The organism is Hoeflea sp. (genome assembly GCF_039975035.1).
Lineage (GTDB): Bacteria > Pseudomonadota > Alphaproteobacteria > Rhizobiales > Rhizobiaceae > Hoeflea.
On sequence record NZ_JBDWHW010000239.1, the window covers coordinates 1 to 24,719 of the forward strand.

A 24,719-nucleotide genomic window follows, 5' to 3' on the forward strand; every position below is an offset into this window, starting at 1 on the left:
GAAATCATCGATTGGGGGCTTCTCGAAAAGGTCGCAGGAACGGGAAAGCCGGTTATCCAGTCGACCGGCATGGCCTCGTTGACCGAGATCAGCGAAGCCCTGGAGGTGCTACGTTCAAACGGATGCACCGACCTCGCTATACTGCATTGCATCTCCGCCTACCCCACACCCATTGACCAGGCAAACCTTCTGCGGATCAAGGCGCTAGAGGACAAGTTCGATGTGTGGGTGGGGTTGTCTGATCATACGATGGGCCTGACGGCCGGGTTCACTGCAGCCGCCATCGGTGCGCCGATATTCGAAAAGCATTTCACCTTGCGCCGCGCCGATGGCGGCGTTGATTCTGCATTCTCGCTGGAAAAGGATGAGCTCAGGGATTATTGCAACGGGATACGCGATGCACACGCGGCCCTCGGAGACGGCGATCTCGGCGAGGCGGAGGCCGATGCCGTCACCCGCAAGTTCCGTCGCAGCATCTATGTCGTGAAAGCTCTGGCGGCCGGCGAAACGGTGACCGGGCATCACGTCCGCTCGATCCGTCCGGGCAACGGGCTGTTGCCGCGCCATCTCAAGGAGATCATCGGCAAGAAAGCCGCGCGCGACATCGCCTATGGCGAGCCCGCCGAATGGTCGATGTTCGAGTGAGCACCGCAAGATGATCTCGCCGGAAGACATGGCAAGGCGGCGGCTCGCCCTGTTGCCCGCCAGGGGCGGCTCCAAGCGGATCCCGCGCAAGAACGTCTACCCCTTCATGGGCAAACCAATGATCGCCCATACCATCCTTGAGGCACAGGCGGCGGCGATCTTCGACAGGGTTCACGTCTCCACCGATGATGACGAGATCGCGGAAGTGGCCTTGTCTTGCGGCGCTGACGTCAATCCGCGCCGCCCGGACAGTCTCGCCGATGACGTAACGCCGTTGCTGCCGGTGGCGCGTTGGATCCTTGAACAGTTCGAGGCGCAGGGCGAACGCTACGATGACGTTTTTATCCTGTTTCCGTGCTCCCCGCTGCTTGAAGCAAAGGATCTTTCGGCGGCTTACGACGTCTATTGCCAGCATGGCGGCAAGCGTAATCTGCTTACGGTTGCGCGCGCACCAGTCTATCCGGAATGGTATTTCCGGCGGCAGGAAGACGGGCGGCTGGTTCCGATCACGCCTGGAGGCAGTTTCATTCGCGGACAGAATCTTGAGCCGGCGTTTTACGAAACGGGGACCTTCACCATCTTTTCGCGGGATTGGCTGATGGCTGCGTCCAGCCTTGAGGATGACAGCAACTACATCTCCTACGAACTGCCTTCCTGGAAGGCGATCGACATCGATGAGCCCGCAGATATCGAGTTTGCCGAGATGCTGTGCACCGCGCGCGATTCGATGCGCCGGATCTGAAGCCGGCAGCGTCTCACGGCGTCACCTCCGCTCGGTCTGTCACCCGGCGCCAGACAGCACCGTCCGAAAACGCCAGAACCGCACCGCCGGGATCGTCTTCAACATAGATTATCGCCCCCGCGCCGTTGGTTGAAGCCGACGGCAAGGTTGCGGCTTGATAGGCGCCCACGCGGGCCGGCCCGCCGACATGCAGTGCAGTTGTCGGCTCAATTACGCCGCCAATCCCGATTTTTCCGTCTGCTCCAACAAACAGGCGCATTTGATTGGACGTGTAAAACATCATCGGCTTGGCCAGTTCGCACACGAAATAGTATCCGTGGTCCTTGTGAACCTGCAGGTAGCCGCTGCGCGCCTGATCCGTCGCGTCATAGAACGCGATGAATGCACTGTTGCTGCTCATCCGGATGTCGCCGAGGACATGAAGAGGCGCCTGCGGATCGCTCAGGCCGCCGATGCCGACATGGGCGGAAGCTGGCGCCACGGTCATCGCCTTGCGCCATGTCCGGTTCTCGTCGGCAACCTTCAATGAGAGGGCATCGTCGCCGGCGATTCCGAACTCCGCCTTGCCTGAATAGCCGCTCTGAAAGAGCATCGACGCGGTGTCGGCGGGCGCTTGCTTGTTGACGTAAATCCGGTGATCCCCGGTTTCGTGATCGAAAAGGCTGGCGGGACTCCGGATCGACAAACGATTTGTGTTGTCGGCGACGGAGTTGACGGCCAACGTCGATACGCTCGCTTCGCCCAAGGCGTCGGTCCATCCGGTTCCGTCGAAGATGTACAGCGCGGACGCCTCAAGATCGTAAGCGCGCCATCCGGCCTTGGGTTCAAGATAAAGCCACCCGTTTCCCTGCCGTATGGCCAGGACTTGGTCCCGGCCTCCCATTCACCGGATGCCCCGCTTGCCACGATGTAGCGTTCACCTTCCTCGCTGGTTGGTGGCGGTGTGGTCTGGCAGCCGCTGACGGCACGCTGGACAAGAATGTCGAGCATCAGCAGCGCTTCGTTGTGGGTGACGTGTTTTTGCGCCTGGGAGGGCAGGATCAGGGGCAGACTCAGGCGATCGGTTGTGGACATGGGAACAACTCCTGTTTGCGGAGCATCCATTCTACGGCCCTTTGGCAAGGTGGGGACGAAACCACTGTCCTGGGATCTCACAAAGCGCGCATCAGCACGTCGGCAACGCGTGACGACCCGTGTCCATCAATGAGGCGGACAGAACTGAACGGACGCGCCAATTCCCGAACAATCCCTGTGGCGAGCTGTTTCGGGGCAAGCAGCGGACTGACTGGCAGGCCAAGCTTCGCGGCGGCACCGAGGGCTTCTTGCTGGTTGTCGATCAGGCTGATCCCGTACAACGGCTTGCCCGAGGCCAGTGCCTCGAGATAGCTGACGCCCAAGCCGGTCACCAGATTTCGGTACCTCAAAAACAGGCCTACCATGGGTTCATTGCATTCAAGCCGCACAGATTGTGGAATTGGCACGTCCGAGAGCGGTTCCGGCACGGCTACGCCGACCGTGCGGCCGTTTTGCCGGGCGATTTCCCCGGCCAGTTCGACGGCAAGGACGCAAAAACGTCTGGCGCCACCCAGAGTGACGAGAATGTCGCCGTCTTCGCCGGCTCCTCCGGGAGAAATGCGGCCAAATTCCGGGTCAATCAGGGCATAGCCCGGACCGAGGAGACACGTGGAAGCCTGCAGGTAATTCAGATCCGGCGCATAGAGGTTGTGATTGACGACCACGTCCGCGTCTATCGGACGGTCGCAAAGATCATCGACAACGCAGAGCAAGCCGCCAAACCCGCTTCGCAGCGACGCAAGGTCGAAATTGTAACCGTCGACCACGAGGATGTCGGAGGTGAATTCGGAATTCCGGTCGAAGGCAACGGCCTCTTCACCGGCCAGCGCCGCCACTCCATCCACACACCAGCCGATCCGGGCGCCGCGACCGGACAGGGCGCGGGCAAGCACCTGCATCCGGCGCAGATGTCCAAGGCCCGTGTCCGGACCGCAGGTCACAAGCATGGTCGCCGTCACACTCATCCGTGGCCGGTCGCAAGACGATCGATCGCCGCGGGGGTCTCGAGCACGGAATCGATCTCGGTGTAGCGTGCCGGCCGCCTTCCGCTTTCAATTTCCGCGAAGCGGTTGGCGCGGATCCGCACACAGCCCGCCCCCATTCTCACGGCAGCTTCGACGTCATGAGTCGGATCGTCGCCGATGATGATGGCGCCTTCGGCATGGCCGCCAAGCTGGTGCACCGCATCTATGAAGGCACCCGGCTCCGGCTTCCTCGCCTCCTGTTCCCAGCAGTACACCACGAGGTCCACCAGTCCGCTCAGGCCCAAGGCCTCAACTTTCGCCTTCTGCATGTTGACGTCCCCATCCGTCACGATGGCAATCCTGTAATCGCTTCTCAATGTCGCGAGGAGGCGTCTCACCTCCGGGTCGAGTGTGAGCTCAGGTTTGTGAAGACGGTAGCTCTTTACCAGTTCCCGGACGATGTCTGCCGGCAGTCCATAGGCCTCGATCATCCGGTCAAACAGGCCGGCGCGGCCGAACTTGCAATAGTCATAGCGCAGCGTCGAATACACCGAATCCGCGGTGTTTCCCGTTCGCGCCGCGATCCTCTGCGCGATGACCCGGTGACCGCTTCGGACATAAGCCGCTTCCGGATAGAGCGTGTCATCGAGATCGAACAGGACAATCGGACTCATGGCTTGTTTCCGGGCCATTGAAACATGTCTGTCTTGTAGCGGACCAGTCGCGTTCCACGGATTATGGGTCGGGGGTTGAGTGCCGACATGTCACCTGCGGCAAGGGCAATCACGCGCGCGGGGGAGTCCAGCCCCGCCGCAATCGACAGGCTTGAAGCGCCGCCAAAGCGGGGATTGACCTCGATGAATGACGGCTCCCCGTCCTCAAGCCGAAACGCCTGCACGGTGTTGTGACCACAAAGGCCGATCCTTTCGCACAACTCGAGGCTCAAGGCCTCAAGTTCGGGGTCCTCGACGACTGTCGAGATGACGGATTCGCCGTCGACCACCATGTCCCGGCTGCGCGCCACGGCCTGAACCGGTCGACCATCCAGCGACATCAGTGTGTCGATGGTGAACTCGCGGCTTCGTGCGGTGTCGACAAGCCGGTTGATCAGGTAGCCCGACAGATCGCCCGCGGCCTCGATGCCGGACGGGTCGCGAATGGCCATCGCCCCACGCCCTCCAGCCCCGTCGCGAGCCCGCACGAACACCGGCAGCATCGACGCGGCCTCATCGGGTTCGACAGCCGGCAGGACCGGCAGTCCATATTTCTGGAGCGTTTTCGTGAACCGGATCTTGTCCCGGCAGATGGCGATTGATTCGGGAGGGGAAACCAGGATGCGAATCCTTTCGCCGGCAAACTCTTCTGCGAGCTTGGCCAGGAGTACCAGTTCGCCATCGCGCGTGGGCACCACCAGGGTGATGCCGTTTTGGCGGCAAGCCGCGAGCAGCGCAGCCGCATAGGTTTCGGAATCCGGGTCTGTTCTGGGCAGCCGCACATACCCGTCTGAAAACAATGCGGCGATGCAAGTCTCTGCAATGTCGGCGGTGTAAAGAAGGTCACCACGTTCGGAGGCGGCCTTCCGGAAACATTGCGTCAGAGGAACCTTTGCACCGCTGCTGGTCAGGAGCACGTTTTTCATCACCGATTCTTCCCCGCCGCAGCGGCGTACAGGCGCTTGCCGCTCATTGAATGCGTATCGTAACCCTCATGGGCCGCCGCCAACACGAAACATCGCTCGATAGCATGTTGCAAAGCTCCATCAAGTTGCCCGGCTTCATGCTCATAAGCCATTTGATCGCCAAAGGGAATCGCCAGCACCTTGATCGCCTGCGGCCTGAACCAGAACATGGAGCCTTCGAAGAACGCCACGGCCGGTTGTTCAAGCGAGCCGACCGCCTTCATCGCCGCTGTAACCCGTTCGCGGTTGGCCATCCAGTAGGCTGGCCTGGTCCTGTAGCAGGCCGCCCAGCCCACAACGCCAACTCTCGGAGACTGAAACTGATTCGCGGCCTTGCGGATCTGCATGTCGGAGCCGCCAAGCATGGCAAGCAGCATCCGGCGCCGGATGCCGCCATTAAGAAGATGCGGGCTGCGTTTGGTATGAAGCTTGAGAACCGCATCGAAATCGTCAAACACCCCCTCCGCAAGCAAGTGCAGGAGCGGGGCAATATCACGCCCCCGGTTTTCCAGCACCCGAATCGTCGCATCGACGCCTTCGAAGCCCGCCCTAACTTTGTCCAGTGTCTCCGGTGTGGTGGTAACGACCAGTTTCGACCCCGCGGGAAAGCGCCGCCAGATATCGAGAATCTCGGGGAGCATGTCGGGATAAAACACGTGGGCGACCATGCCCAGTCTGGTCGACTGAACGTTATCGGCCGATCTCTGCGAACGGTGTTGCCATCTCTTCCAGAGAGCCTGGCCGGATGGAGACAGAAAAACCAGACCGAAAGCCACTTCCATGGCCGTGCCCGCGGCAAATCGGATTTTCCTCAACAGGGTCATCATCGTTTCACGGGCTCCGTCTTTGCAGGCTTCGGTTCCTGCCCAGGTCTCTCAGCGAAGGCGGTGCGGCAGTATCCACGGGCTTTCCGTTGCTCGGCTGGGTGCTTGGGGCCAAGCTTGACCCGTAGGAACAAGCAAACCCTTTTTGATTACCCAATGTTGCTCTTTTCCAGAATTGATTTACAACGCCGACAACGACGAACCAAGCGAACCCCACAAAAACTATCAGGTTCCAGCCGATGGCCAAGATACCGTTTGTAAACAGAACCGGATTGGAAGACCGCTTTCACGATGAGCGCCGTGAGTATATTGAGAACAATGAGCGCTACAAGAATGGCGAGTATCTGGATCAGCCATTCGTGTTCTGTTCCCGTCAATCACTGACCGGCAGCCTTTTCCGAATCAAGCTCTACGAGAAGATCCTTGATGTCCATGGCGCCATCATCGAATGCGGCGTTCATCGCGGCAACAATTTCATGTTGCTCAATCATTTGGCATCCATCTACGAACCCTACAATCTCACCCGCTCGATCATCGGTTTCGATACATTCGAGGGCTTCCGGAGCCTGAAGGACGATGTCGACACGAATGTCGACGAGAATCATTTCTCCGACTCCTGTTATGCCGATATCGCGCAAGGATTGCAGCTTTCCGACATGAACAGGGCGGTGCCACACATCCAAAGGGGAGAATTGGTGCGAGGCGACGCAACCGATACAATACCCCGCTACGTCAAGGACAATCCTCACCTTGTTGTCGCGATGCTATATCTCGATTTCGATATCTACGAACCCACCAAGGTTGCGCTCGAAACCATCCTTCCGCTGATGCCCAAAGGCGGGATCGTTGCCTTTGATGAACTCGCCGTGCGACACTGGCCCGGCGAGACCCGCGCATTGAAGGAGTTCGTTGACCTAAATAATTTGCGGATTCGCCGTTTTCCTTTCGAAGCTTATGCTTCCTACGCGGTTATCGGGGAATAGCCCAAAGCGGACGGCGAAGATTCGGACAGCCAGGATTGGATCTCAGCGTGAACAGAGAACGGGGTATGACCCGAATAAAGCGCGCGGTTCACGGACGTGTGATTTACCCCGCGTTTCGCAAGATGCACCGCTTTGTCGTCTACAGGCAAAACACCTGGTTGCCCGACATCCTGGAACCACTAGTGCGTTTCAGCGCGCTGACCGGGAACCAGGTTTTCGTCGACCAATGGGCCGATAACCTGAGGCGGATGGGCCTGCGGCAGCGGCAGATCGAATTCCTCGACTGGGCAGCCGAAAATGTCGATGAATCAAAATACAAGACAAGGGCTGTGCTGGCTCGCGCCGCAAGCGGTGAACTCGATTCCCGCGAATTGGGCGAAATCGTTCGGCTTGGCTCGGGAGCTTCCAACAACTTTTACGACTACCTTAGCCTTCTGAAACTCGACCTCGCGACGTATGCAGAGAGTCACAATCAGGATATCTTCGGATTTGGAGAGCAGAAAAGCCATTCTGAAGATATAGCGTCACGCGCCTACCGACTCATGTGGCTGGCCCACCAGGTCAACAATGGCGCCAAGGTCGATCACTATGCCCGGACCTATGCCCGGCTTACGAGTTACGAACTCCCCTCCATTCGCAACATAATTGTCAACGTCGCCGCTCCTTCCGGGCGACATCATCTGGCGATCGAGCTTCTTGATCAAACCGAAGCGCGACTGAAAGAGGCAAAAGCGCGCAAAAGCCGCCGCGCCTCTGGTGAGCCCCGGTCGAAGAGCGTCCCGAGCATCGAGGAGATCGATTCGCAGCTCCGGGAACTTCACACGATTCGCAACCAGGCTCTTTACGAGTTGGGTCTCCCGCTGGATCGGAGCGTCCAGCGGGTCTCGCCCAATTCCGCGCGGAACCCGAAGCAGCACTACTGGGCGGCCCTGTTCGCCAAGCAGAACGATGACGCCGAGGGACTCGTTGAACACATGCACCTCTATTTGCAGCATGCTTCTGAGGGTTCCGGCGAGTATGTTCATCTGGCTCACTTCCATCTCGCGTGCCACTATGAGGCAGTGTTCGACAACGAGCGCGCCGAATTTCACTACATGCAGATGTTGTTGGCCGAGGGGGTTCCCTACTATCTCCCCAATACGACCTGGCGGTATGTTTCCTTTCTGATGGCTCTGGATCGTTGGCCGGAGGCGGCTGCCATTCTTGCACAGGCCGGTAAGATCCTGTGGCTCAACTATCGGGGGTTCTCGAAAATTCCCTTTGCCAAGCGGTACGCGACCGGCCATTTGATTCCTGAAGGCAAGTTCGTGATGCTTGGTTGCCAGGGCCTTGGTGACGAAATCATCAGGCTGGGGTTGCTCAACAGATACCGCAAGCTAGATGCCGACATCGCCGTAACTGTGGATCCTCGCATGCAGCCCCTGCTGGCGCGATCCTTCCCGGACCTGGAACTCATTCCGATCTCCCGGCAAAGCGGCAAATTCGCGGTCAGTGAGGCAGAATACTGGAAGGACCGCGAGGGCATCCCCGATGATTCCGATTTGGCGCGGATTACCCGAAAGGGCATCGAGGCTTTTCACAAATGCAGGGATCTGATCATTTCCGAGGATGTGTTCCTTCATTACGTGACGCAGCACGGCAAATTCAGATCCAGCGGTCAGGTTCCCTTACTGAAGGTCGACCCGGAGATCCTCAGATCCGCGCGTGAGTGGATCGATTCCCTTCCTGGCGTCCTGAAGGTCGGAATTTCCTGGCGCAGCGGCTTTCGCGACAAGATCCGGAGCGAATCTTATGTGGACGTGATGGATCTCGGCCCGGTGTGGTCGCTGCCCGGCGTGACGTTTTTCTCACTGCAATATTCGGATACCGACGAAGAAGAAGCCGAAATACTCTCCAATTTCGGTGCGGTTCTGTACAAGATGCCCGGTGTCGACCGGCGCGACGATCTTGAGGAACTTGCCGCCCTTTCCGTCGCCGCGGACGTGGTGATTGCGCCGGGAACGGCGGCGCGGGAACTCGCGGGCGCGGTTGGCGCCAATACACTGTCGTTGACAACCACTCCTGTTCTGCCCGATCTCTGGCGGACGGAAGAGGACCGTGAGGTCGACACGATTTTCCCGTCGATCCGGCACCTGAACACCTTCCACTACAAGAACAAGAAGGGCGTTCTCGAGGAGCTTGCTCGTCGGCTTCAGACACTGGCAAGCGAACGTGAAGGCGGAAACCAGGCGACAGATGCTTGAACTATTGCCCAACAGCGAACTCTCTGTGGAACAACGGTATCTTGCCGGTCTTGAGTTGTTTCGATCTCGCCCGATAGACGATCTTGACGCTGAATTGTCGAAACAAGCCGCGGATCCCAGTGATTTTGATCGGATTTATCCGGTCTGGGCGCCTTTCCTGCAGGAATGGAACTATTTCAACCATGCCATACGATGGCATGAAAACGCCGTCAGGAACGGACATAGTCCGTATGACATCAGCAGCCTCATAGCCAGTGTCTGGGAAAAGCGTGGAAACTCGGCTGCACTCTCCATATGCGACGAGTTCGATCCGGTGCTCGATCAGACCTCCTACCGGATTAATGGCGACAGGTTCCATGTCGACAAAGCCCGTGAGGCGATCGCCGGTTTCAAGCGGATGATCGCCTACGAAGATGGCGCAGACATGCATCCAAGAGAGGTGGCCGAAAACCTTCACGACGCGCCACGTGGTGCGATCTGGGAGCGGAGTTGGCAGCTGTTGCGCATCTCTCAGAATGAGCGCCTCGCCCGGATGGCAGCCCTTTATCCGTATATTTACGGCAACGATCCCGGACCCACGCTTGATGCGGTGGAGGCGTTTCTCGTCCCCGGCAAACGTTGGGACTCCATTGTCGAACTGGTCGACGCCGCACGCGAGAAAGGCGACCTTCGTCACGGGCAAGCAATGCGGCTGTTGCATTGGCAGCAAATCGCGGTGGAGGCTTGCGGGGATACCCGCCGCTCAGGTCTGATTGCGGCCGAAATCGATTCCCTGATCAATGGCACTGAATCACCGGAGGACGACCCGCACAGACTTTCGCTGGCCGCGCTGCGACTTTGGCATCGCTACCGGGAGGCTGGCGGGTCAGATACGGGGACACTTTCGGATCTACTGGCCCTGGCGGAAGATTTGATTGGACGGCTTGCCCCGGGACAGCCGCGGATCGAGGCATCACCGGATCTGACCATGCTGATCGCCCATATCCTTGAGGATCTCGGGGACAGTGCTGAGGCTCTCAAGGTTTACTTGGAGGCGTCAAGCAGCGATCCCGGAGGATACCTGCCCGAGCCGCACTGGCGGGCGTGCTCCTTTCTGGCGGGTGCGGGACATTGGCGGGAAGCCGCACAGATCCAATGTGCGGGTGCCGCAGGGAACTGGATCAATTATCAAACCCCTGCCAGATTGCAGCCGACCGAGCGCCATGCCAGTGGCAACCTGCTGCCCAGGCGGGCGGTGATGCTGAACACGAACGGCATCGGCGACGACCTTTGGCGGGTGTTCATGCTCAGGCAAATGCTGAGGGGAAACCTCGAATATGCCTGTGTTGTCGACGAGCGTCTTGTTGCCTTGCTGGAGCGCTCGGTGCCGGAAATCGAGTTCATCACCCGGTCCCGGACGACGGGTATGCACCAGGTCACCGCAGAACAGTTTCACGAAGAGCGGGAAGGACTCCACCGGTCGATTGAATCGACCATGACAAGCGTGGCCATCATGAGGAAGATCGAAAGCTATGGCGATGTGGTGATCTCCGAGGACGTCTTCGCCGCCTATTTCACGGCCGGTGGCCGACTTCCGGCCGATGCTCCGGAATTCCGCCTTGTTGCTGACACGGGGATGACAACGGCCGCCCGCGAATGGCTGGCGGGCCTGCCGTCCGGAAACATCAATGTCGGCCTTTCCTGGCGCTCGGGGAGGATCCACCGAAATCATTACACCATCGATGAACTTGGCCCCATCCTGACCTTGCCCGGGATCAACTGGGTGGTCCTTCAGTACCTGGTGACCGAAGAGGAAATCGATGAAGCAAAGACCCGCTTCGGCGCCGACCTGCACATGATGCCGGGGGTCGATCTGATGAACGATATCGACCGGGTCATGGCGCTCGGCGCATGCATGGATATCATGCTGGCGACGCCTTCCACCATTGAACCTCTGGTGGCCATGACGGGCATTCCAACCCTGTCACTTGCCGCCGGATACGGAAGTGTTTCACAATACCGCATATCAGATGACGGCGAGACGGACCGGATGTTGCCCAATCTCACCCATCTGAGCCAGAAGCGATATGGCAACAGGCAAGGTATCGTCGAAGAGGCGGCACGGCGACTGACCGCATTCATCCAGTCTCGCCGCATATCGTGATTGTGCCCCTGAACCAATGGGCGCCCAAACGTTCGCTGAAGGATGCATGAGATGAGAATGGCCATTCTTTGCCGGGGGTCGCAGTCTCACGGACTTGGTCATCTATACCGTGCTGCGAGCTTCGCCCATGTTGCCAATCGCTCCCACGAAATAGCGATAGTCGCCGTAGCGGACGAAGAATTCCTCCCGGTTTTTGGCGAACTTGAAACGCGGACCACCATGGTTTCCTCGGACTCCGAAGCGGCGGCAATCGTATCCGCCGGCCGTTTCGACGTCTGTGTTTGCGACTGTATTGCTCTGAGCACGGCCGCATTTACGGCCATCAGGACCAACACGCCGACGGTGGCTTCGATCTCCCCGGTTTTCGAACATGCCGACAGGACGGATCTGTTCTTCACCCGCAGTTCGGACGTGAACGGCATACAAGGACCGAAGATCTTTGCCGGACTAGCCTATGCCATCATCAACAGCCAGTGCCGCCCGATTGCCGACAGCCAGCACGAAACCGCACTGGCGCATCCCTCGTTGTCGGTGATGCTCAGCTTCGGAGGAGCCGATTCAGACAACCACTCCGGCTTGATGGTTGAATTGCTCCGGGATGTGAAAATGCCCCTGCTGTTGTGGATCATGCTTGGCGACGGCTACTCCCATTCTCACGACACGCTGGTTTCGAGGCTCAGCACAATACGCCGCCACGAGATCATTCTGGCCAGGACCAACCGGTCGATGTGGAGTGTGGCGGCGAACTGCGCGGTCGGAATCCTCTCCAGCGGCATGTCCACGATCGAGGCAATTTATGCCGGCTTGCCGGTCATCTCGGTCCGGCGCAGCGGCGATCCATCGGCAGGCATTGCCACGGAGTATGATGCGCTGTGCATAAATGGTGGCCAGTTCTTCGATGGCAGTTATATGGGCATCAAGGATACGATCGAGGAATTGAGTTCATGCCGCGACACCTTGCGGGCGCTTCGCCAGCGCCAGAAAGGCCTGATAGACAACAAGGGCGCGCAGCGCGTGCTTGAGGCGATCGAGTCCCACGTCGAGCCAATGCCGGAACAAGTCGATGACAGGGTCTGAGGGAATGAAAACCGCCCCGCGCCTGGGCGCGGTTGTTCTTGCCCGCATGGATTCGGCGAGGCTGCCCGGCAAAGTGCTGGCCGAGGTAGCTGGCAGACCGCTGTTGAGCTACATCATCGAGAGGTTGCCCGGGGATATCGTCTCGGATCGGATTGTCATTGCCACCTCCTCGCGCACCGTTGATTTGCCGATTGTGGAATTTGCCGCGGCAAACAGCATTGCCTGTTATCGCGGAAGTGCGACCGATGTGACCGATCGTTTTCTCGCTGCCGCACGGAGCCTGCGATTGGACGGCGCATTCCGCGTCAACGGCGATTCTCCGTTTGTCGAGGCGCGACTGATTCGCGAGGCGGCCACATTGTACCGTCCCGGGGCAACCGGGTTGATCACAAATCTCACTCCCCGATCCTATCCTTACGGGGTAAGCGTCGAACTTGTTGACGTCAGGACGCTTGCTGCGTTAAGCAAAGTGAGACCGGACAGCGAAACGATGGAACATGTCACCCGTATTCTTTACCGCGACCTGCCCGAGAATCAGACTATCGGGCTGACATGTGACAGCGGGCGCGCGGCAGAAGACTTGACTGGTATTCGATTAACGATAGACACGTCCGAGGATCTGGAGAGATTCAGGCGCTTCGTGGTTGATCTTGATCAGCCGTTTCTGAATGTGGACCACATGAGCGCGGTTCGAAGTGGCTACTTCCGATAGCACATGCTCGCGGCACCAAGACGGAACAGCATCAATGACTACGATTTTCAATGTGAGACCCCGGGCCCTGAATGTTGGCAACGATGTTATCGCCAGGGGGCTCAAACAGTTTCTGGCCGAGGCGTTTCAGGAAGAAGTCAACCTGATTTCCATTCCCGCGACCTCAAAATATGAAAGCCACAACAAGGCCGGACTGAACGCGGGCACGATCTACCAGGTCAACCAGTATGGACACGGCGTCATCGTCGGCGGCGGAAACCTTTACGAGAACGGCGAACTCGAATTCGACATGAACGCCATCGACCAGTTGGAGCCGCCCTTGATGTTGTTCAGCCTCTCGATGGGTCGCGTCTACGGCCGCAACGGCAAGTTGACGCCGCGTACCGACCGGATGCCGCTTGATCGAATCCGCAAACTCAATGCAAGGGCGCTGGTCAGCCACGGGAGATGTCAGGCGACGCTGGACTACATGGCGGAGAACGGCATCGACAACGCCGTGCTGGGGGGATGTCCGACGGTTTTCCTGAACGAGACCAGGTCCAGCCTGCCCACAGTGGCTGCGGCAAATTCCGGACTTACCCTTGTCTCCATTCGCAACCCGGCGCTGATGAACATTCCGCCTTCAGACAAGGCCAAGGTCAAACGCGACATCGACGCGATTGTGGCATTGCTGCGCTCGCAGGGACATGATCGCGTCAAGCTGCTTTGTCATGACATCAGGGACATCGAGTTCGCCGCTGCTTTCGAGGGCGTCGAATACATCTTCAACGAGGATTCGCTGACGTTCCTCGCCATTCTGGCCGAAGCCAGGCTTCTCGTTTCATACAGGCTTCACGCCACGCTGCCGCGCCTGTCCTACGGCCTGCCATGCGTCAACATATCCTACGACGAGCGGGCCAAGAGCCTGATGGAAACAGTCGGCTTCGGCGAATGGGATATCGACATGATCCAGTGCGACGACGTGGTCAAGGAGGTCACCTCGCGGCTCGATGACTTTGGCCGGCTTTGGAAATTGCGTGATGAGGCTGCTTCGACCCACGCCCACCTCCGGGAGGTCGCCAGTCGGGGTTTTGCACAATTTGCCAGGGCGGTAAGAGAGTTTCAGGCGGCCACCTGAACAGGAAATGGATCCCGCACCAGTGGCGGCTCCAATGCGCAGAACCAACGGGTGCCGCAACTCAAGCGGTGCCGAAGCCGAGATTAGGAATACCCATGACTGGTCGAGTTCATATCATAGCCGAGGCGGGAACAACCCATGAAGGCAATGCCACCACGGCGCTCGAATCCGTGCGCTTGGCTCAAGAGGCCGGCGCCGATTCGATCAAGTTCCAATTCATCGAGCCCGAGGAACTCTACCTTGGTCAGATCCGCGAGAACGGACAGCTTGTCGACAATCCTCCGATCGCCGCACGGACGGCACAAAAGCTTTCGGATGAACAATGGCGGCAGGTCGCTCAGGAAAGTGTCCGGCTTGGCATTCCTTTTTCGGCGTCCGTGTTCGGACCCATTTCCCTGGGCAAGCTCAAGGCGATGGATCCCCCTTATATCAAGATAGCCTCAACCGACACCACCAACATTCCGCTCATCGAACTGGCTTGCGAAACTGAAAAAACGGTTCTTCTTTCGACAGGCATGTCCGACCTCGGCGAGATAGAAGCCGCGGTAAACGCCATTGAGCGCTGCGGCGCAAAGGATGTTGTGCTGCTGCATTGCGTTTCGGCCTACCCTTGCCCGGTCGAAGCGGCCAATATCGGGTTTGTGAGGGTCTTGCGCGAAGCTTTTGGCCTGCCGGTTGGTTATTCCGACCACACGGAAACCTCGGTCTCAGCAATCGCCGCGGTCGCACTTGGCACCACGTGGATCGAGAAGCATATGACCCAGGATCGTGCGTCGCCGATCGGATACGATCACTCCTACGCCATGGAGCCGCAGATGCTGACCGATTTCATCGCGGATATCCGGGCCTGTGAAGCCGCGCTTGCCGTCAGGTCGCCGAAAGTCGGAGAAGCCGAAGCCGCGGTTAAGAGCCGTGCACGCCGGGGTCTGTGGGCAGCGCGCGATCTTCCCGCGGGCCATGTCGTAACAGCCGCAGACATATTGCCGGTTCGTCCGGCCGGTCCGCTGTCGCCCGCGGATGCGGAAAAACTCGTTGGCAGGACACTGGCGCAGCCGATCCTGAAATCGGAACCATTCAGGTTGGAGATCATCGAGCCGTGACAAGCTATCCACTGCTGCCAGGCATAGACCATTCATCCCGGTTTGACCCGGCGGGGCATATCAGCGACCAGGTGCTTACGGCCGGGCTTGCGCCGGTGCCGCCTAAGCAAACGGATGCGGAGCTCGAGACCCTCGTTGAAAGGATCTGCGAGAGTTACATTGCCGCAAAGCGTGACCAGCAAGGCTTGTCTTCCGAATGGATGCCGGAGGGTGAGTGGTCGAACCATCCGATCCATGATGCGGCTTTTCGCAATGCCTTGCAGACACGCTCTATCGAGGAAGCCGCACTGACGCTGCGCGATTTCTGGCGCAACAGCCTCGCGCTGATCGTCAAGGAATATGCGTCTTTTGAAGCCCTGTCCGATCCCGATAGCCCCATGCGGCAACGGTTCGCCCACAACATCGTGCGCAACTGGCTCATTACCCGCGAACTCACCGGAACGGACGTCGAGGAACTCGCCACCGCACCGGTGGGAAATCCCTGGGGCTACGAGATCAATGGCACGGTGATCTCGCCGAAGGCGTGCCGCTACCATCTGATGTCACGGGACTTGCGTGGCATGGTCGGCGGGCTGAACGCTCCCTTGGTTGGGGAAATCGGTGGAGGATACGGCGGACTGACGGTGGATTTCATGACCCGGGTACCGCACGCGGCATGGATCAATTACGACCTTCCCGAAACGCTTGCCATTTACAGCTACTTTGTCGCCGGCGCGTTGAGTGCCGATCGGGTCGTGATGTACGGGGAAACCGCGACGCCAACCGACCGGGGTAATATAGCCCCCGGAACGGTCGCCGCCATGCCGAACTTCGCCATTCGCGATCTCGGCCCCCGAAGCCTCGATGCGGTTGTCAATATGTTCAGCCTGTCGGAGGTTGGCGCGAAACCGCTGGCGGCCTATGTCGAGCGAATCCAGACGGTTGCCGATGGCTGGTTCGTCCATCATAACATGGATCGTGCCAGCGTAATCAACCGCGGTCATGAGCGCATTCCGGCGTCCCGTTTTGGGATCAATCCGGACACGCTTCCGCTGATCGCCACCGGGTTCGATCCGTTTCATGGACTTCATGGTGACTACCGCTGGTACATCCACCGGAGGGGGCAGCGCTGATGCCGCTTTCGGAGGCCGACATAAGACCGAAGCATTTCGATGATCTCCGGTTTGCCGCGCAGAAGAAGGACGTCGCCCGGCTGGCTGCGCGGGTCGAGGAGTTCGTGTCCAGCGATTGCGTTGCCTGCGGCGCCACCGAAAGCCAGCCCAAACACAAGAAATTTGGCTTCAACTGGGACCAGTGCGGCAAATGCGGAACCGTGTTCATGAATCCGCGTCCGCCGGTTTCGGTGCTTGGCGATTTCTATGCCGGGTCGGAGCTCTACAAGGTATGGAACGAAGTCATTTTTCCTGCGTCGGCGGAAGTCCGCAGAAAAAGCGTGTTCCAGCCACGGGTTGAACGGCTTCTCGATATCTTCGGCGGGCAGGACCGGAGTCCAGGTACGCTTATCGAGGTGGGGGCCGCGCATGGGCTGTTTTGTGAAGAGGCCGTGAAAACGGGGCGGTTTGACCGCGTGATCGCCATAGAACCCTCAGAGGCCCAGGCGCGGAGTTGCCGTGCACGAGGACTGGAGACCATCGAGGCGACGGCTGAAAGTTCCACCGGGCTTGATCAATCGGCTGACGCCGTTGCCGCGTTTGAAACCATCGAGCATGTCAGCGACCCCGGCGCTTTTCTTGCCCAGATCGTGCGTTTTCTGAAGCCGGGCGGTCTTCTGGTTTTGACGACGCCAAACTCGGCGGGCTTTGATGTCGAATTGCTCGGCACTGCTTCGGACCAGGTTTATCCCGAGCACGTCACTCTTTTCACGCCCCGCGGTCTCGAAGACCTTCTCGAGACGGCAGGTCTGGAAACGATGGAACTGACCACTCCGGGAAAACTCGATTGCGACATTGTCCGCAACAAGGTCCTGTCCGGCGAGGTGGATCTCTCAGGCAACCCGTTTCTCAGCCGTGTCCTGATCGAGCAATGGTACGAACTCGGCGAGCCCTTTCAGTCATTCCTGGCCGACAATGGTCTGTCGTCTCACATGTGGGCAATTGCGCGAAAGCCGCAGCTGAGCAATTGAGGCCCCGGTCATGAAGATTGCCGTCATCGACTATGGAATCGGAAATGTGAGATCGGTGGTCAACGCCTGCGAGCGGAAATCGGTCGCCGTTCAAAGGGTTATCAACGGGGAGGAACTCGCGCGATACCAGCCCGACAAGGTTATCCTTCCAGGTGTGGGCGCGATCGGTGCCGCGCTTGGTCTGGTGCGCGAAAGGGGCTTCGAGGACGTACTGCGCGAAATGGTGATCGAAGGGTCCACGCGTTATCTGGGCATCTGCGTGGGCATGCAGATGCTTGCGGAAGACTGCGAGGAGTTTGGAAGTCACCGAGGGCTCGGATGGATCGGCGGCGTAACCAGGCGCCTTCCTGCCGAGGACGGGTTTCGCGTTCCCCATATCGGCTGGAACAGCATCGCGGTGAAGACTGGGGCAGGGCCGCTCCTTGCGCCTTCGGATGGCCGGGATTTTTACTTCGTTCATTCCTATCATCTCGATTGCGATCAGCAGGCGGTGACGGCCACAATAAGCTACGGGATCGATTTCGTCGCCGCCGTGAGTTTTGGCAATGTGACGGGTGTGCAGTTTCACCCCGAGAAGAGCGCCGAGGAAGGGCTTGGCCTCATTGGCAGATTTCTGGAGGAAGTCCCGTGTTGAAGCGACGGCTGATACCGGTCCTCTATCTCAAGGACGGATGGATGGTCCGGAGCCAGGACTTTGCCCTGCATCAATTCATTGGAGAGCCGGTGGCCCATGTCGAACGCATGATTCAGTGGGATGTCGATGAACTGATTATCCTGGATATTGGCGCGGAGGACTCGGTGTTCGATCACCACCGCAACGACTATCGATATCCTCCCGTGATGACGATGCTCGAGTTCATTGAACGAACCAGTATACAGTGCAATATCCCGCTGACATTCGGCGGCAGAATCCGTTCCGTAGCTGACATAGGGCTGCGCATCCGCAATGGCGCGGACAAGGTCACGGTCAATTCCATGCTTTACACCGATGCCGAGGGCGTTGAGGCAGCCACCAGGGAGTTTGGAAGCCAGGCCATCGTCGCAAGCATCGACTACCGAACCGTCGAGGGCGCGCCACAGGTGTTTTTCGGGCGCGGCAATCGGCCGACGGATCTCGATCCCGTCATTGCTGCAAGAAAGGCCGAGGCGCTTGGCGTGGGCGAGATACTGCTCAACAGCATGGATCAGGACGGCTCCGCGAGAGGGTATGATGTTGACACTGTCCGGTCTGTTGCAGATGCTGTCTCGATCCCCGTCGTTGCGTGCGGAGGCGCCGGCGACAAGCAGCACTTCCTTGATGTGCTGCAGCAAACAGAGGCTTCGGCGGCGGCGGCCGGCAACATTTTCCATTTCAAGGAAAACGCCTATCCTCAGGCAAAACGCTTTCTCAGATCCCAACTGGATGACATCCGATGAGCCGGACCTACATGACTACGCCCCCCAAACTGAGATGGTGCAGCAAATGCGTCTACCCGAGTTCATCCGCGTTGCCTCTGGCCTTCGACGACAATGGTGTTTGCACGGGATGCAGGGTGAGCGAGTTGCGGCAGAAAGTGGATTGGGACGGTCGTCTGAAAGACCTTCTCGAACTCGTGGAGCCTTACCGGAAATCCACCGGATATGAATGTGTGATCGGTGTATCGGGCGGCAAGGACAGCTACTTCCAGACCCATTTCGTAAAGGAAATTCTTGGCTTGCGGCCGCTTCTGGTCACCTACAATGGAAACAACTATCTCGACACCGGTTGGGAAAACCTTTTGCGAATGAAAGAGGTTTTCAATGTCGACCATTACATCGCTTCACCCTCGATCAGCATGCTCGTCCGAATGAATCGCCTGGGCTTCCGGCTGACCGGCGACATGAACTGGCATGCCCACGCTGGTATTCAGACGCTCCCGATGAAAATGGCGACCCAGTTCGGCATAAAGCTCGTTTTTTATGGTGAGCACGGATGGACGCTGATGGGCGGGATGCTTTCCCATGGAGACGATCCGGAATTCACCGCGCGCTGGCGCAAGGACATGGCGCTCAGAGGCTACGATTGGTATGACTTCGTCGGTGACGAGGAAGATCCGGTCAGCGAGCATGAGCTGGAGATGTTCCGTTACCCGAGCGACGACGAAATCGAGGCCAATGGAACGCGCGGCATCTACATCGGCAACTACGATCGCTGGGATGCCAACGAACACACGAAACTGGTGCAGGAGAGATACGGCTGGAAACAGTCTCCGGTTCCATTCGAGCGCACCTATCGGATCTCGTCAAACCTGGACGATCGTTATGAGAACGGCGCCCACGATTATCTCAAGTATGTCAAGTTCGGTTACGGTCGCGCTTCCGATCATGCGTGCAAGGATATCCGGTCCGGCAAGATGACCCGGGAAGAAGGGATGGAGATGGTTCGCCGCTATGACCACGTCAGGTCATCCGATATCGATTTTTGGCTCAACTATGTCGAGCGCTCGAAGCATTGGTTCGACGAAATCGCCGACAGGTTCCGCAGTCCCCGGGTGTGGGGCAGGACGGAGAGTGGCGAGTGGGTCAAAGAGAATATCTGGGAGCAGGTCTGATCACCATGATCGCGACGTCCGGTCAGGCAAGTCAAACCTTGCAGGCTCGACATAATGATCTATTTTGGCACCAACGGTTCGACCCTATCCACGTGCGCTGCAATTCGCTAAATATCGCAATCCCCAGGCGGAACATTGGAATTTGTTAATGCCCAGACGGTTTATTGGTTACGGTCGGCAATCCATCGAGCAAGGCGATATTGACGCTGTCGTCAATTGCCTCACCGGCGACTACCTCACACAGGGACCGGCAATCGAAGCCTTCGAGTCCAGTGTCTGCGAGTATCTCGGAGCACGGCATGCTGTTGCGGTGTCCAGCGGAACCGCAGCGCTGCATGTGGCCGCGATGGCTGCCGGAGCCGCCCCCGGAGTCATTGGCGTGACACAGACGATGACCTTCGTGGCCAGCGCCAATAGCCTTGCCTATTGCGGTGCTGACGTTTGTCTCACCGACATAGATCCGGACACGATGTCGATGTCGCCTGAAGCGCTTTCGAACCATCTCGACCGGTATCCCCAAACACGAATCATAATTCCTGTCTCCATGACCGGCCTGAGTTCCAACGGAGATGCCTTGCGCGATGTGGCGGGGCGTGAGCGCATCATCATCGAGGATGCCTCGCATTCGCTGGGCGCTGACCGTGAGGACGGCACCAAGATTGGCGCGCCGGGCTACGCGGACATGACCGTTTTTTCCTTCCATCCGGTCAAACCCATTACCACCGGCGAAGGCGGCATTGTCGTTACCGAGGACGACGAACTGGCGCGACGGCTCAGGCTCTTGCGAAGCCACGGGATAGAGCGTGATCCGGATGCGCTGAGACCGGGCCACAAAGGCGAGCCCTGGTACTATGAACAGCAGGAACTGGGACTCAACTACAGACTGTCCGATATCCAGGCAGCGCTGGGCACAGCGCAAATGGGGCGGCTGGACAATTTCATCGCTCGAAGACGCGCGATCGCCGAACAATATGATCGCCGACTGTCGGGCCTGCCTCACATTCGGCGTTGCGGGGCGGACGCTGGGCAAAGAGCCAGATCCGGACACCATCTTTATGTGATCGGTGTGGACTTCGCGGCTGTCGGCAAGTCGCGATCCGAGGTCATGAACCTGTTGCGTCATCACGATATTGGATCACAGGTCCACTACATTCCGGTCCACCGGCAGCCCTGGTGGGAACATCGCTTTCTCAACCGGACCGACACGTTTCCCGCGGCGGAGAGCTATTACGAGGAATGCCTCTCGATCCCGTGTTTTCCGGGAATGAGCGACGATGAAGTGGATCACGTGATTGAAACCCTTGATGGAATTGTGAACGAGCGGATTTGATAATGCGTGTGGGCATAGCTGGACTGGGTTCAATTGGAATGCGGCATGCCCGCAATCTCAGATCATTCGGCGTCGAGGACATCGTGGGTTTCGATCCCGACCCGGAGCGACGGGCGAGCTTTCTGTCGTTGCTCGGCGGGACTGCCCATGCGGACTGGGCGGATGCATTGAAACACGGCCTCGATCTCGCCGTCATCGCGAGTCCGAACAGCTTCCACCTGTCACAGGCGATTGCGGCAGCCCGGCAGGGGATCCATCTCTTCGTCGAAAAACCACTGGGTCTTGATGCCGAAGAAGCCGGCGACCTGGCGCGGATCGTCTCCGGATCCGGGCTTTATGCTCATGTCGGATCAAACTGGAAGTTTCACCCGGCGTTCAAGCGGATGAAGGCTCTTGTCGACCAGGGTTCGATTGGCCGGCCCACCGGCATTCAGGTGATTGCCGGCCAGTGGCTGCCTGACTGGCATCCTTGGGAGGATTTCCGCAAGTCCTATTCGGCGCGGATCGACCTGGGGGGCGGTGCGGTCAACGACACTCATGAACTCGACTACATGAGCTGGCTTCTGGGCCCGGTCACCGGCATTCTCGGGATGACCGCGCGCTCCGGAGCGCTTCCCATCGAGACCGAGGATGTCGCCGTTTGCAGCATGCGCTTCGCCAATGGAGCGCTGGGAAGCCTAATGACCGACTATATCCAGCGCTGCCGCCGCAGGCGATACCATATTTCGGGTGACCGCGGCACCGTGGAATGGGACTTCCAGACCGGCCTGGTGCAACTGTTTCAACCCGGAGACGAGCCTGGCACGATCTATGATGAAACAGTTTTTGACCTGAACCAGATGTATCTAGACCAGATGCGTCATGTCCTTGAAGCAGTTCAATCGCGGGCTTCGCCTGTGACGTCGATTGACACCATGATCGCCATCATGCACCTGCAGTTGCAGTGGAAGCAGTCTGGACACGCTTCTGTCTTGGGGTGAAAAATAGGCCACCGCGCGCGTCGGCGCCCGCGGCAATACGGGATGCAAAGTCAGGAGACATGATGAAGACGGCCAGTTTCAATAGAATGAGATCATCGTTGATCCAGGGCTATTTTCTTGCCCTGTTCGACATAAAATCCCGCTATGTACGGTCGGTTCTGGGGCCATTCTGGATCACCCTGAGTGCGATGATCTTCATTTTCTCGATCGGTTTCGTCTGGTCCTTTCTGTTCAAGGTTCCGCTTTCGTTCCAGTTGCCCTTCCTGGCTATGAGCTACACGGTCTGGATCTTTTTCCAGGGAACGCTGCTGGAGGCGACGAGCGCGTTTCAACACGGCAACAGTTATGTCCGGGATCGGGGCGCGAACTGGCTGACATTCTGTTTTTTTGTGTATTTCCGCCATCTGATTTATCTCGTGCACAGCATAGGCGTGGGCTTGGTGCTGATGTGGTGGTTCGGTATGGGATCAATCGCCGGCTTCATCGAGGCGATTCCCGGGCTTGTCGTGTTTCTCGTGTTTGTTCTTTTGGTAGTTACGCCGGTTGCCATGATCTCCACACGCTTTCGCGATATCCGGGCGATCATCGAATCCAGCGCGGTGATGCTGTTTCTCCTGACGCCGGTGACCTGGTCTCCAACGATCCTGTCCGAGCGTGGGGCCGGATTTGTGAAATATAATCCTTTTGCCCAGTTGATGGCGCTCTGGCGAGACCCTATGCTTTTCGATGCCCATGCGCCCTTGTGGAGCTGGTCGGTTTCGGCGCTCGTGATCGCGCTTCTGTTGATCGCCAACTACTTGTCTCTGCAACGCATAAAACATGTCGCATTCTGGGTTTGATAAAGATGACGTTGATAAAATTGGAGAATATCCGCCTCGATTATCCGGTCGCCGACATTTCACACTACTCGTTGAAGCGGTTGGTCCTGGACACGTTGACCGGACGCAAACGCGAACTCGATTATGTGCGGGCTCTTGATGGCATCGACCTGGAAATTTCGGATGGAGAAAGGATTGGGCTTTACGGGCCGAACGGATCCGGAAAATCGACGCTTTTGCGGCTGCTCGCAGGCATCTATCCTCCGACCAAGGGCACCATGCTCGTCAACGGCACGCTCGCGCCGCTGCTCGGCCTCGGGGCTGGAATTCGTCCCGACATGTCGTCTGTTGACAACATCCAGATGCTGCTCAGGCTGGAAAGCACAAAGCCCACGCAGCAACTGATCGATCAGATCTGGGCATTCACCGAACTGGAAGATAGATACCGCGGCTATCCCCTGAAGACGTTTTCCTCGGGGATGCAGATGCGCGTACTTTTTGCAGTTGCCACCTATGCTTCCCGCGACATTCTTCTGCTTGACGAATGGCTCAGTGTGACCGATGCCGAGTTTCAGAAAAAGGCAGAGGAGCGAATGAACGAGATGGTCAACAAAAGCCGCGCGCTGATCATCGCTTCCCACGATATGGGCCTTCTTCAACGCCTGTGCACGAAAATCATACACATGCGAAGCGGCGCCATCGAAAAAATCGAAACCGTGGATCAGACCCCGTCAGCGTGAAACAGCCCTCACGCAAATACGAAATCCGCATCCACGGTCAGATTGGTTGCGTTAAATCCGACGACAACGATCTGGTCGCTACTTCCGGCAATCGTAACCACGGTATCGCTTCCCGACTGACCGATTTCAGTGTTGAGCGCTGTTGCGCCGGTGTAGGTCGTGAGGTCGATAAAATCGATCCCATCCTCGAAGTCGGTGATTGCATCCACACCCGAACCGACCTGAAAATAGAAGAAGTCTGAACCAGTTCCGCCGGTCAGGGTGTCACCTCCGGCGCCGCCTGTAAGCGTGTCCACACCGCTGCCGCCCACAAGCGTATCGAAGCCGCTCCCGCCATACAGCGAATCGTTTCCGTCGCCGCCGAGCAGGTAATCGTTTCCGTCGCCGCCGATGAGTTCGTCATTGTCGGCGCCCCCATCGAGCGAATCATTGTCTGCACCGCCGAACAGCCGGTCATTGCCCTGCTGACCGATCAGTGCATCGTCACCACCGCCGCCGACAATGACGTCATTGTCGTTCTCACCATACAGAATGTCTCTGTCGTCCCCACCGTCCAGCGTATCATCGCCGTCCCCACCGTTGAAGGTGTCCTCGCCACCGAATCCATAGAGTTCGTCAGCGCCGGCGAAGCCCTGCAGTCCGTTGGCAAAGCCGTTGCCGTAGAGAATATCGGCCTGGGCCGAGCCCTCGACATTCTCGATGCCAAACAGCGTGTCGCCCTCGGCCTCGCCACCGGTGCCGGTGCCATTGCCCAGATTGATCGTCACGCCTTGCGCCGACTGGCTGTACCGCGCGGTGTCGATGCCGCTGCCGCCGATCAGCACGTCTGCGTCAGCCCCGCCCTCGAGCCGGTCGT

At 58.5% G+C, this 24,719-nt stretch carries 24 protein-coding genes; 18 read left to right on the forward strand and 6 right to left on the reverse strand.

Translation table 11 applies throughout. The features are described 5' to 3' along the window. A partial coding sequence (locus tag ABJN75_RS21070; RefSeq protein WP_348441574.1) for an N-acetylneuraminate synthase family protein occupies window positions 1–645 on the forward strand: 645 nt, incomplete at its 5' end. 10 nt (window positions 646–655) lie between these two features. Then, a complete protein-coding gene (locus ABJN75_RS21075; protein WP_348441575.1) occupies window positions 656–1,387 on the forward strand; it encodes an acylneuraminate cytidylyltransferase family protein in 732 nt (243 codons plus the stop codon). A gap of 13 nt (window positions 1,388–1,400) precedes the next feature. On the opposite strand, the gene ABJN75_RS21080 is transcribed toward ABJN75_RS21075, so the two are convergent. The 5 genes from ABJN75_RS21080 to ABJN75_RS21100 all read right to left on the reverse strand — a co-directional run bounded on the left by ABJN75_RS21080 (window position 1,401) and on the right by ABJN75_RS21100 (window position 5,931). Then, the gene (locus tag ABJN75_RS21080; RefSeq protein ID WP_348441576.1) at window positions 1,401–2,270 is read right to left on the reverse strand and encodes a DUF2793 domain-containing protein; all 870 of its coding nucleotides are present in this window, start codon (window positions 2,268–2,270) and stop codon (window positions 1,401–1,403) included. 268 nt (window positions 2,271–2,538) lie between these two features. Next, complete coding sequence (locus ABJN75_RS21085; protein WP_348441577.1) at window positions 2,539–3,408, reverse strand: hypothetical protein; 870 nt, start codon at window positions 3,406–3,408, stop codon at window positions 2,539–2,541. Window positions 3,409–3,422: 14 nt separating this feature from the next. Next, window positions 3,423–4,100 carry an HAD family hydrolase gene (locus ABJN75_RS21090; protein WP_348441578.1) on the reverse strand — a complete coding sequence of 226 codons (678 nt, stop codon included), beginning with the start codon at window positions 4,098–4,100 and terminating at the stop codon, window positions 3,423–3,425. Continuing rightward, the gene (locus ABJN75_RS21095) at window positions 4,097–5,065 is read right to left on the reverse strand and encodes an ATP-grasp domain-containing protein (RefSeq protein WP_348441579.1); all 969 of its coding nucleotides are present in this window, start codon (window positions 5,063–5,065) and stop codon (window positions 4,097–4,099) included. Before ABJN75_RS21095 ends, ABJN75_RS21090 begins: the two co-directional genes overlap by 4 nt. Next, a complete protein-coding gene (locus ABJN75_RS21100; RefSeq protein ID WP_348441580.1) occupies window positions 5,065–5,931 on the reverse strand; it encodes a rhamnan synthesis F family protein in 867 nt (288 codons plus the stop codon). The genes ABJN75_RS21095 and ABJN75_RS21100 overlap by 1 nt, the downstream gene beginning before the upstream one ends. A gap of 236 nt (window positions 5,932–6,167) precedes the next feature. On the opposite strand from ABJN75_RS21100, the gene ABJN75_RS21105 reads away from it, so the two are divergent. From ABJN75_RS21105 to ABJN75_RS21180, 16 genes are all read left to right on the forward strand, one after another. Next, window positions 6,168–6,911 carry a TylF/MycF/NovP-related O-methyltransferase gene (locus tag ABJN75_RS21105; protein WP_348441582.1) on the forward strand — a complete coding sequence of 248 codons (744 nt, stop codon included), beginning with the start codon at window positions 6,168–6,170 and terminating at the stop codon, window positions 6,909–6,911. A gap of 65 nt (window positions 6,912–6,976) precedes the next feature. Continuing rightward, on the forward strand, window positions 6,977–9,154 hold the full coding sequence (locus ABJN75_RS21110) for a hypothetical protein (RefSeq protein WP_348441583.1): 2,178 nt from the start codon (window positions 6,977–6,979) through the stop codon (window positions 9,152–9,154). Continuing rightward, entirely contained in the window at window positions 9,147–11,297 is a 2,151-nt protein-coding gene (locus ABJN75_RS21115; RefSeq protein WP_348441584.1) for a hypothetical protein, read from the forward strand. The genes ABJN75_RS21110 and ABJN75_RS21115 overlap by 8 nt, the downstream gene beginning before the upstream one ends. Before the next feature lie 51 nt (window positions 11,298–11,348). After that, on the forward strand, window positions 11,349–12,374 hold the full coding sequence (locus ABJN75_RS21120) for a hypothetical protein (RefSeq protein WP_348441585.1): 1,026 nt from the start codon (window positions 11,349–11,351) through the stop codon (window positions 12,372–12,374). A 4-nt stretch (window positions 12,375–12,378) separates the two neighbouring features. Beyond that, a complete protein-coding gene (locus tag ABJN75_RS21125) occupies window positions 12,379–13,086 on the forward strand; it encodes a hypothetical protein (protein ID WP_348441586.1) in 708 nt (235 codons plus the stop codon). Window positions 13,087–13,120: 34 nt separating this feature from the next. Beyond that, window positions 13,121–14,203: a polysaccharide pyruvyl transferase family protein gene (locus ABJN75_RS21130; protein WP_348441587.1), complete on the forward strand. Its 1,083-nt coding sequence runs from the start codon at window positions 13,121–13,123 to the stop codon at window positions 14,201–14,203. A 95-nt stretch (window positions 14,204–14,298) separates the two neighbouring features. Beyond that, window positions 14,299–15,303 carry an N-acetylneuraminate synthase family protein gene (locus ABJN75_RS21135; RefSeq protein WP_348441588.1) on the forward strand — a complete coding sequence of 335 codons (1,005 nt, stop codon included), beginning with the start codon at window positions 14,299–14,301 and terminating at the stop codon, window positions 15,301–15,303. Continuing rightward, complete coding sequence (locus ABJN75_RS21140; protein ID WP_348441589.1) at window positions 15,300–16,415, forward strand: putative sugar O-methyltransferase; 1,116 nt, start codon at window positions 15,300–15,302, stop codon at window positions 16,413–16,415. Before ABJN75_RS21135 ends, ABJN75_RS21140 begins: the two co-directional genes overlap by 4 nt. Then, complete coding sequence (locus ABJN75_RS21145; protein WP_348441590.1) at window positions 16,415–17,425, forward strand: class I SAM-dependent methyltransferase; 1,011 nt, start codon at window positions 16,415–16,417, stop codon at window positions 17,423–17,425. The genes ABJN75_RS21140 and ABJN75_RS21145 overlap by 1 nt, the downstream gene beginning before the upstream one ends. 10 nt (window positions 17,426–17,435) lie before the next feature. Then, complete coding sequence (gene hisH / locus ABJN75_RS21150; RefSeq protein WP_348441591.1) at window positions 17,436–18,059, forward strand: imidazole glycerol phosphate synthase subunit HisH; 624 nt, start codon at window positions 17,436–17,438, stop codon at window positions 18,057–18,059. Next, window positions 18,053–18,841, forward strand: coding sequence for an imidazole glycerol phosphate synthase cyclase subunit (locus ABJN75_RS21155; protein WP_348441593.1), 789 nt, complete (start codon window positions 18,053–18,055; stop codon window positions 18,839–18,841). The genes hisH and ABJN75_RS21155 overlap by 7 nt, the downstream gene beginning before the upstream one ends. Window positions 18,842–18,852: 11 nt before the next feature. Beyond that, window positions 18,853–19,995, forward strand: a complete 1,143-nt coding sequence (locus ABJN75_RS21160) for an N-acetyl sugar amidotransferase (protein WP_348441595.1) — start codon at window positions 18,853–18,855, stop codon at window positions 19,993–19,995. Window positions 19,996–20,143: 148 nt separating this feature from the next. After that, the gene (gene pseC / locus ABJN75_RS21165; protein WP_348441596.1) at window positions 20,144–21,325 is read left to right on the forward strand and encodes a UDP-4-amino-4,6-dideoxy-N-acetyl-beta-L-altrosamine transaminase; all 1,182 of its coding nucleotides are present in this window, start codon (window positions 20,144–20,146) and stop codon (window positions 21,323–21,325) included. 2 nt (window positions 21,326–21,327) lie between these two features. Beyond that, the gene (locus ABJN75_RS21170) at window positions 21,328–22,305 is read left to right on the forward strand and encodes a Gfo/Idh/MocA family oxidoreductase (protein ID WP_348441597.1); all 978 of its coding nucleotides are present in this window, start codon (window positions 21,328–21,330) and stop codon (window positions 22,303–22,305) included. A 59-nt stretch (window positions 22,306–22,364) separates the two neighbouring features. Beyond that, window positions 22,365–23,144, forward strand: a complete 780-nt coding sequence (locus ABJN75_RS21175) for a hypothetical protein (RefSeq protein ID WP_348441598.1) — start codon at window positions 22,365–22,367, stop codon at window positions 23,142–23,144. Beyond that, entirely contained in the window at window positions 23,048–23,863 is an 816-nt protein-coding gene (locus tag ABJN75_RS21180) for an ATP-binding cassette domain-containing protein (protein ID WP_348441599.1), read from the forward strand. The genes ABJN75_RS21175 and ABJN75_RS21180 overlap by 97 nt, the downstream gene beginning before the upstream one ends. A gap of 8 nt (window positions 23,864–23,871) precedes the next feature. Here ABJN75_RS21180 and ABJN75_RS21185 read toward each other — a convergent pair. Continuing rightward, window positions 23,872–24,719, reverse strand: an 848-nt coding sequence (locus ABJN75_RS21185; RefSeq protein WP_348441600.1) for a calcium-binding protein, incomplete at its 5' end; no start/stop codon positions are given.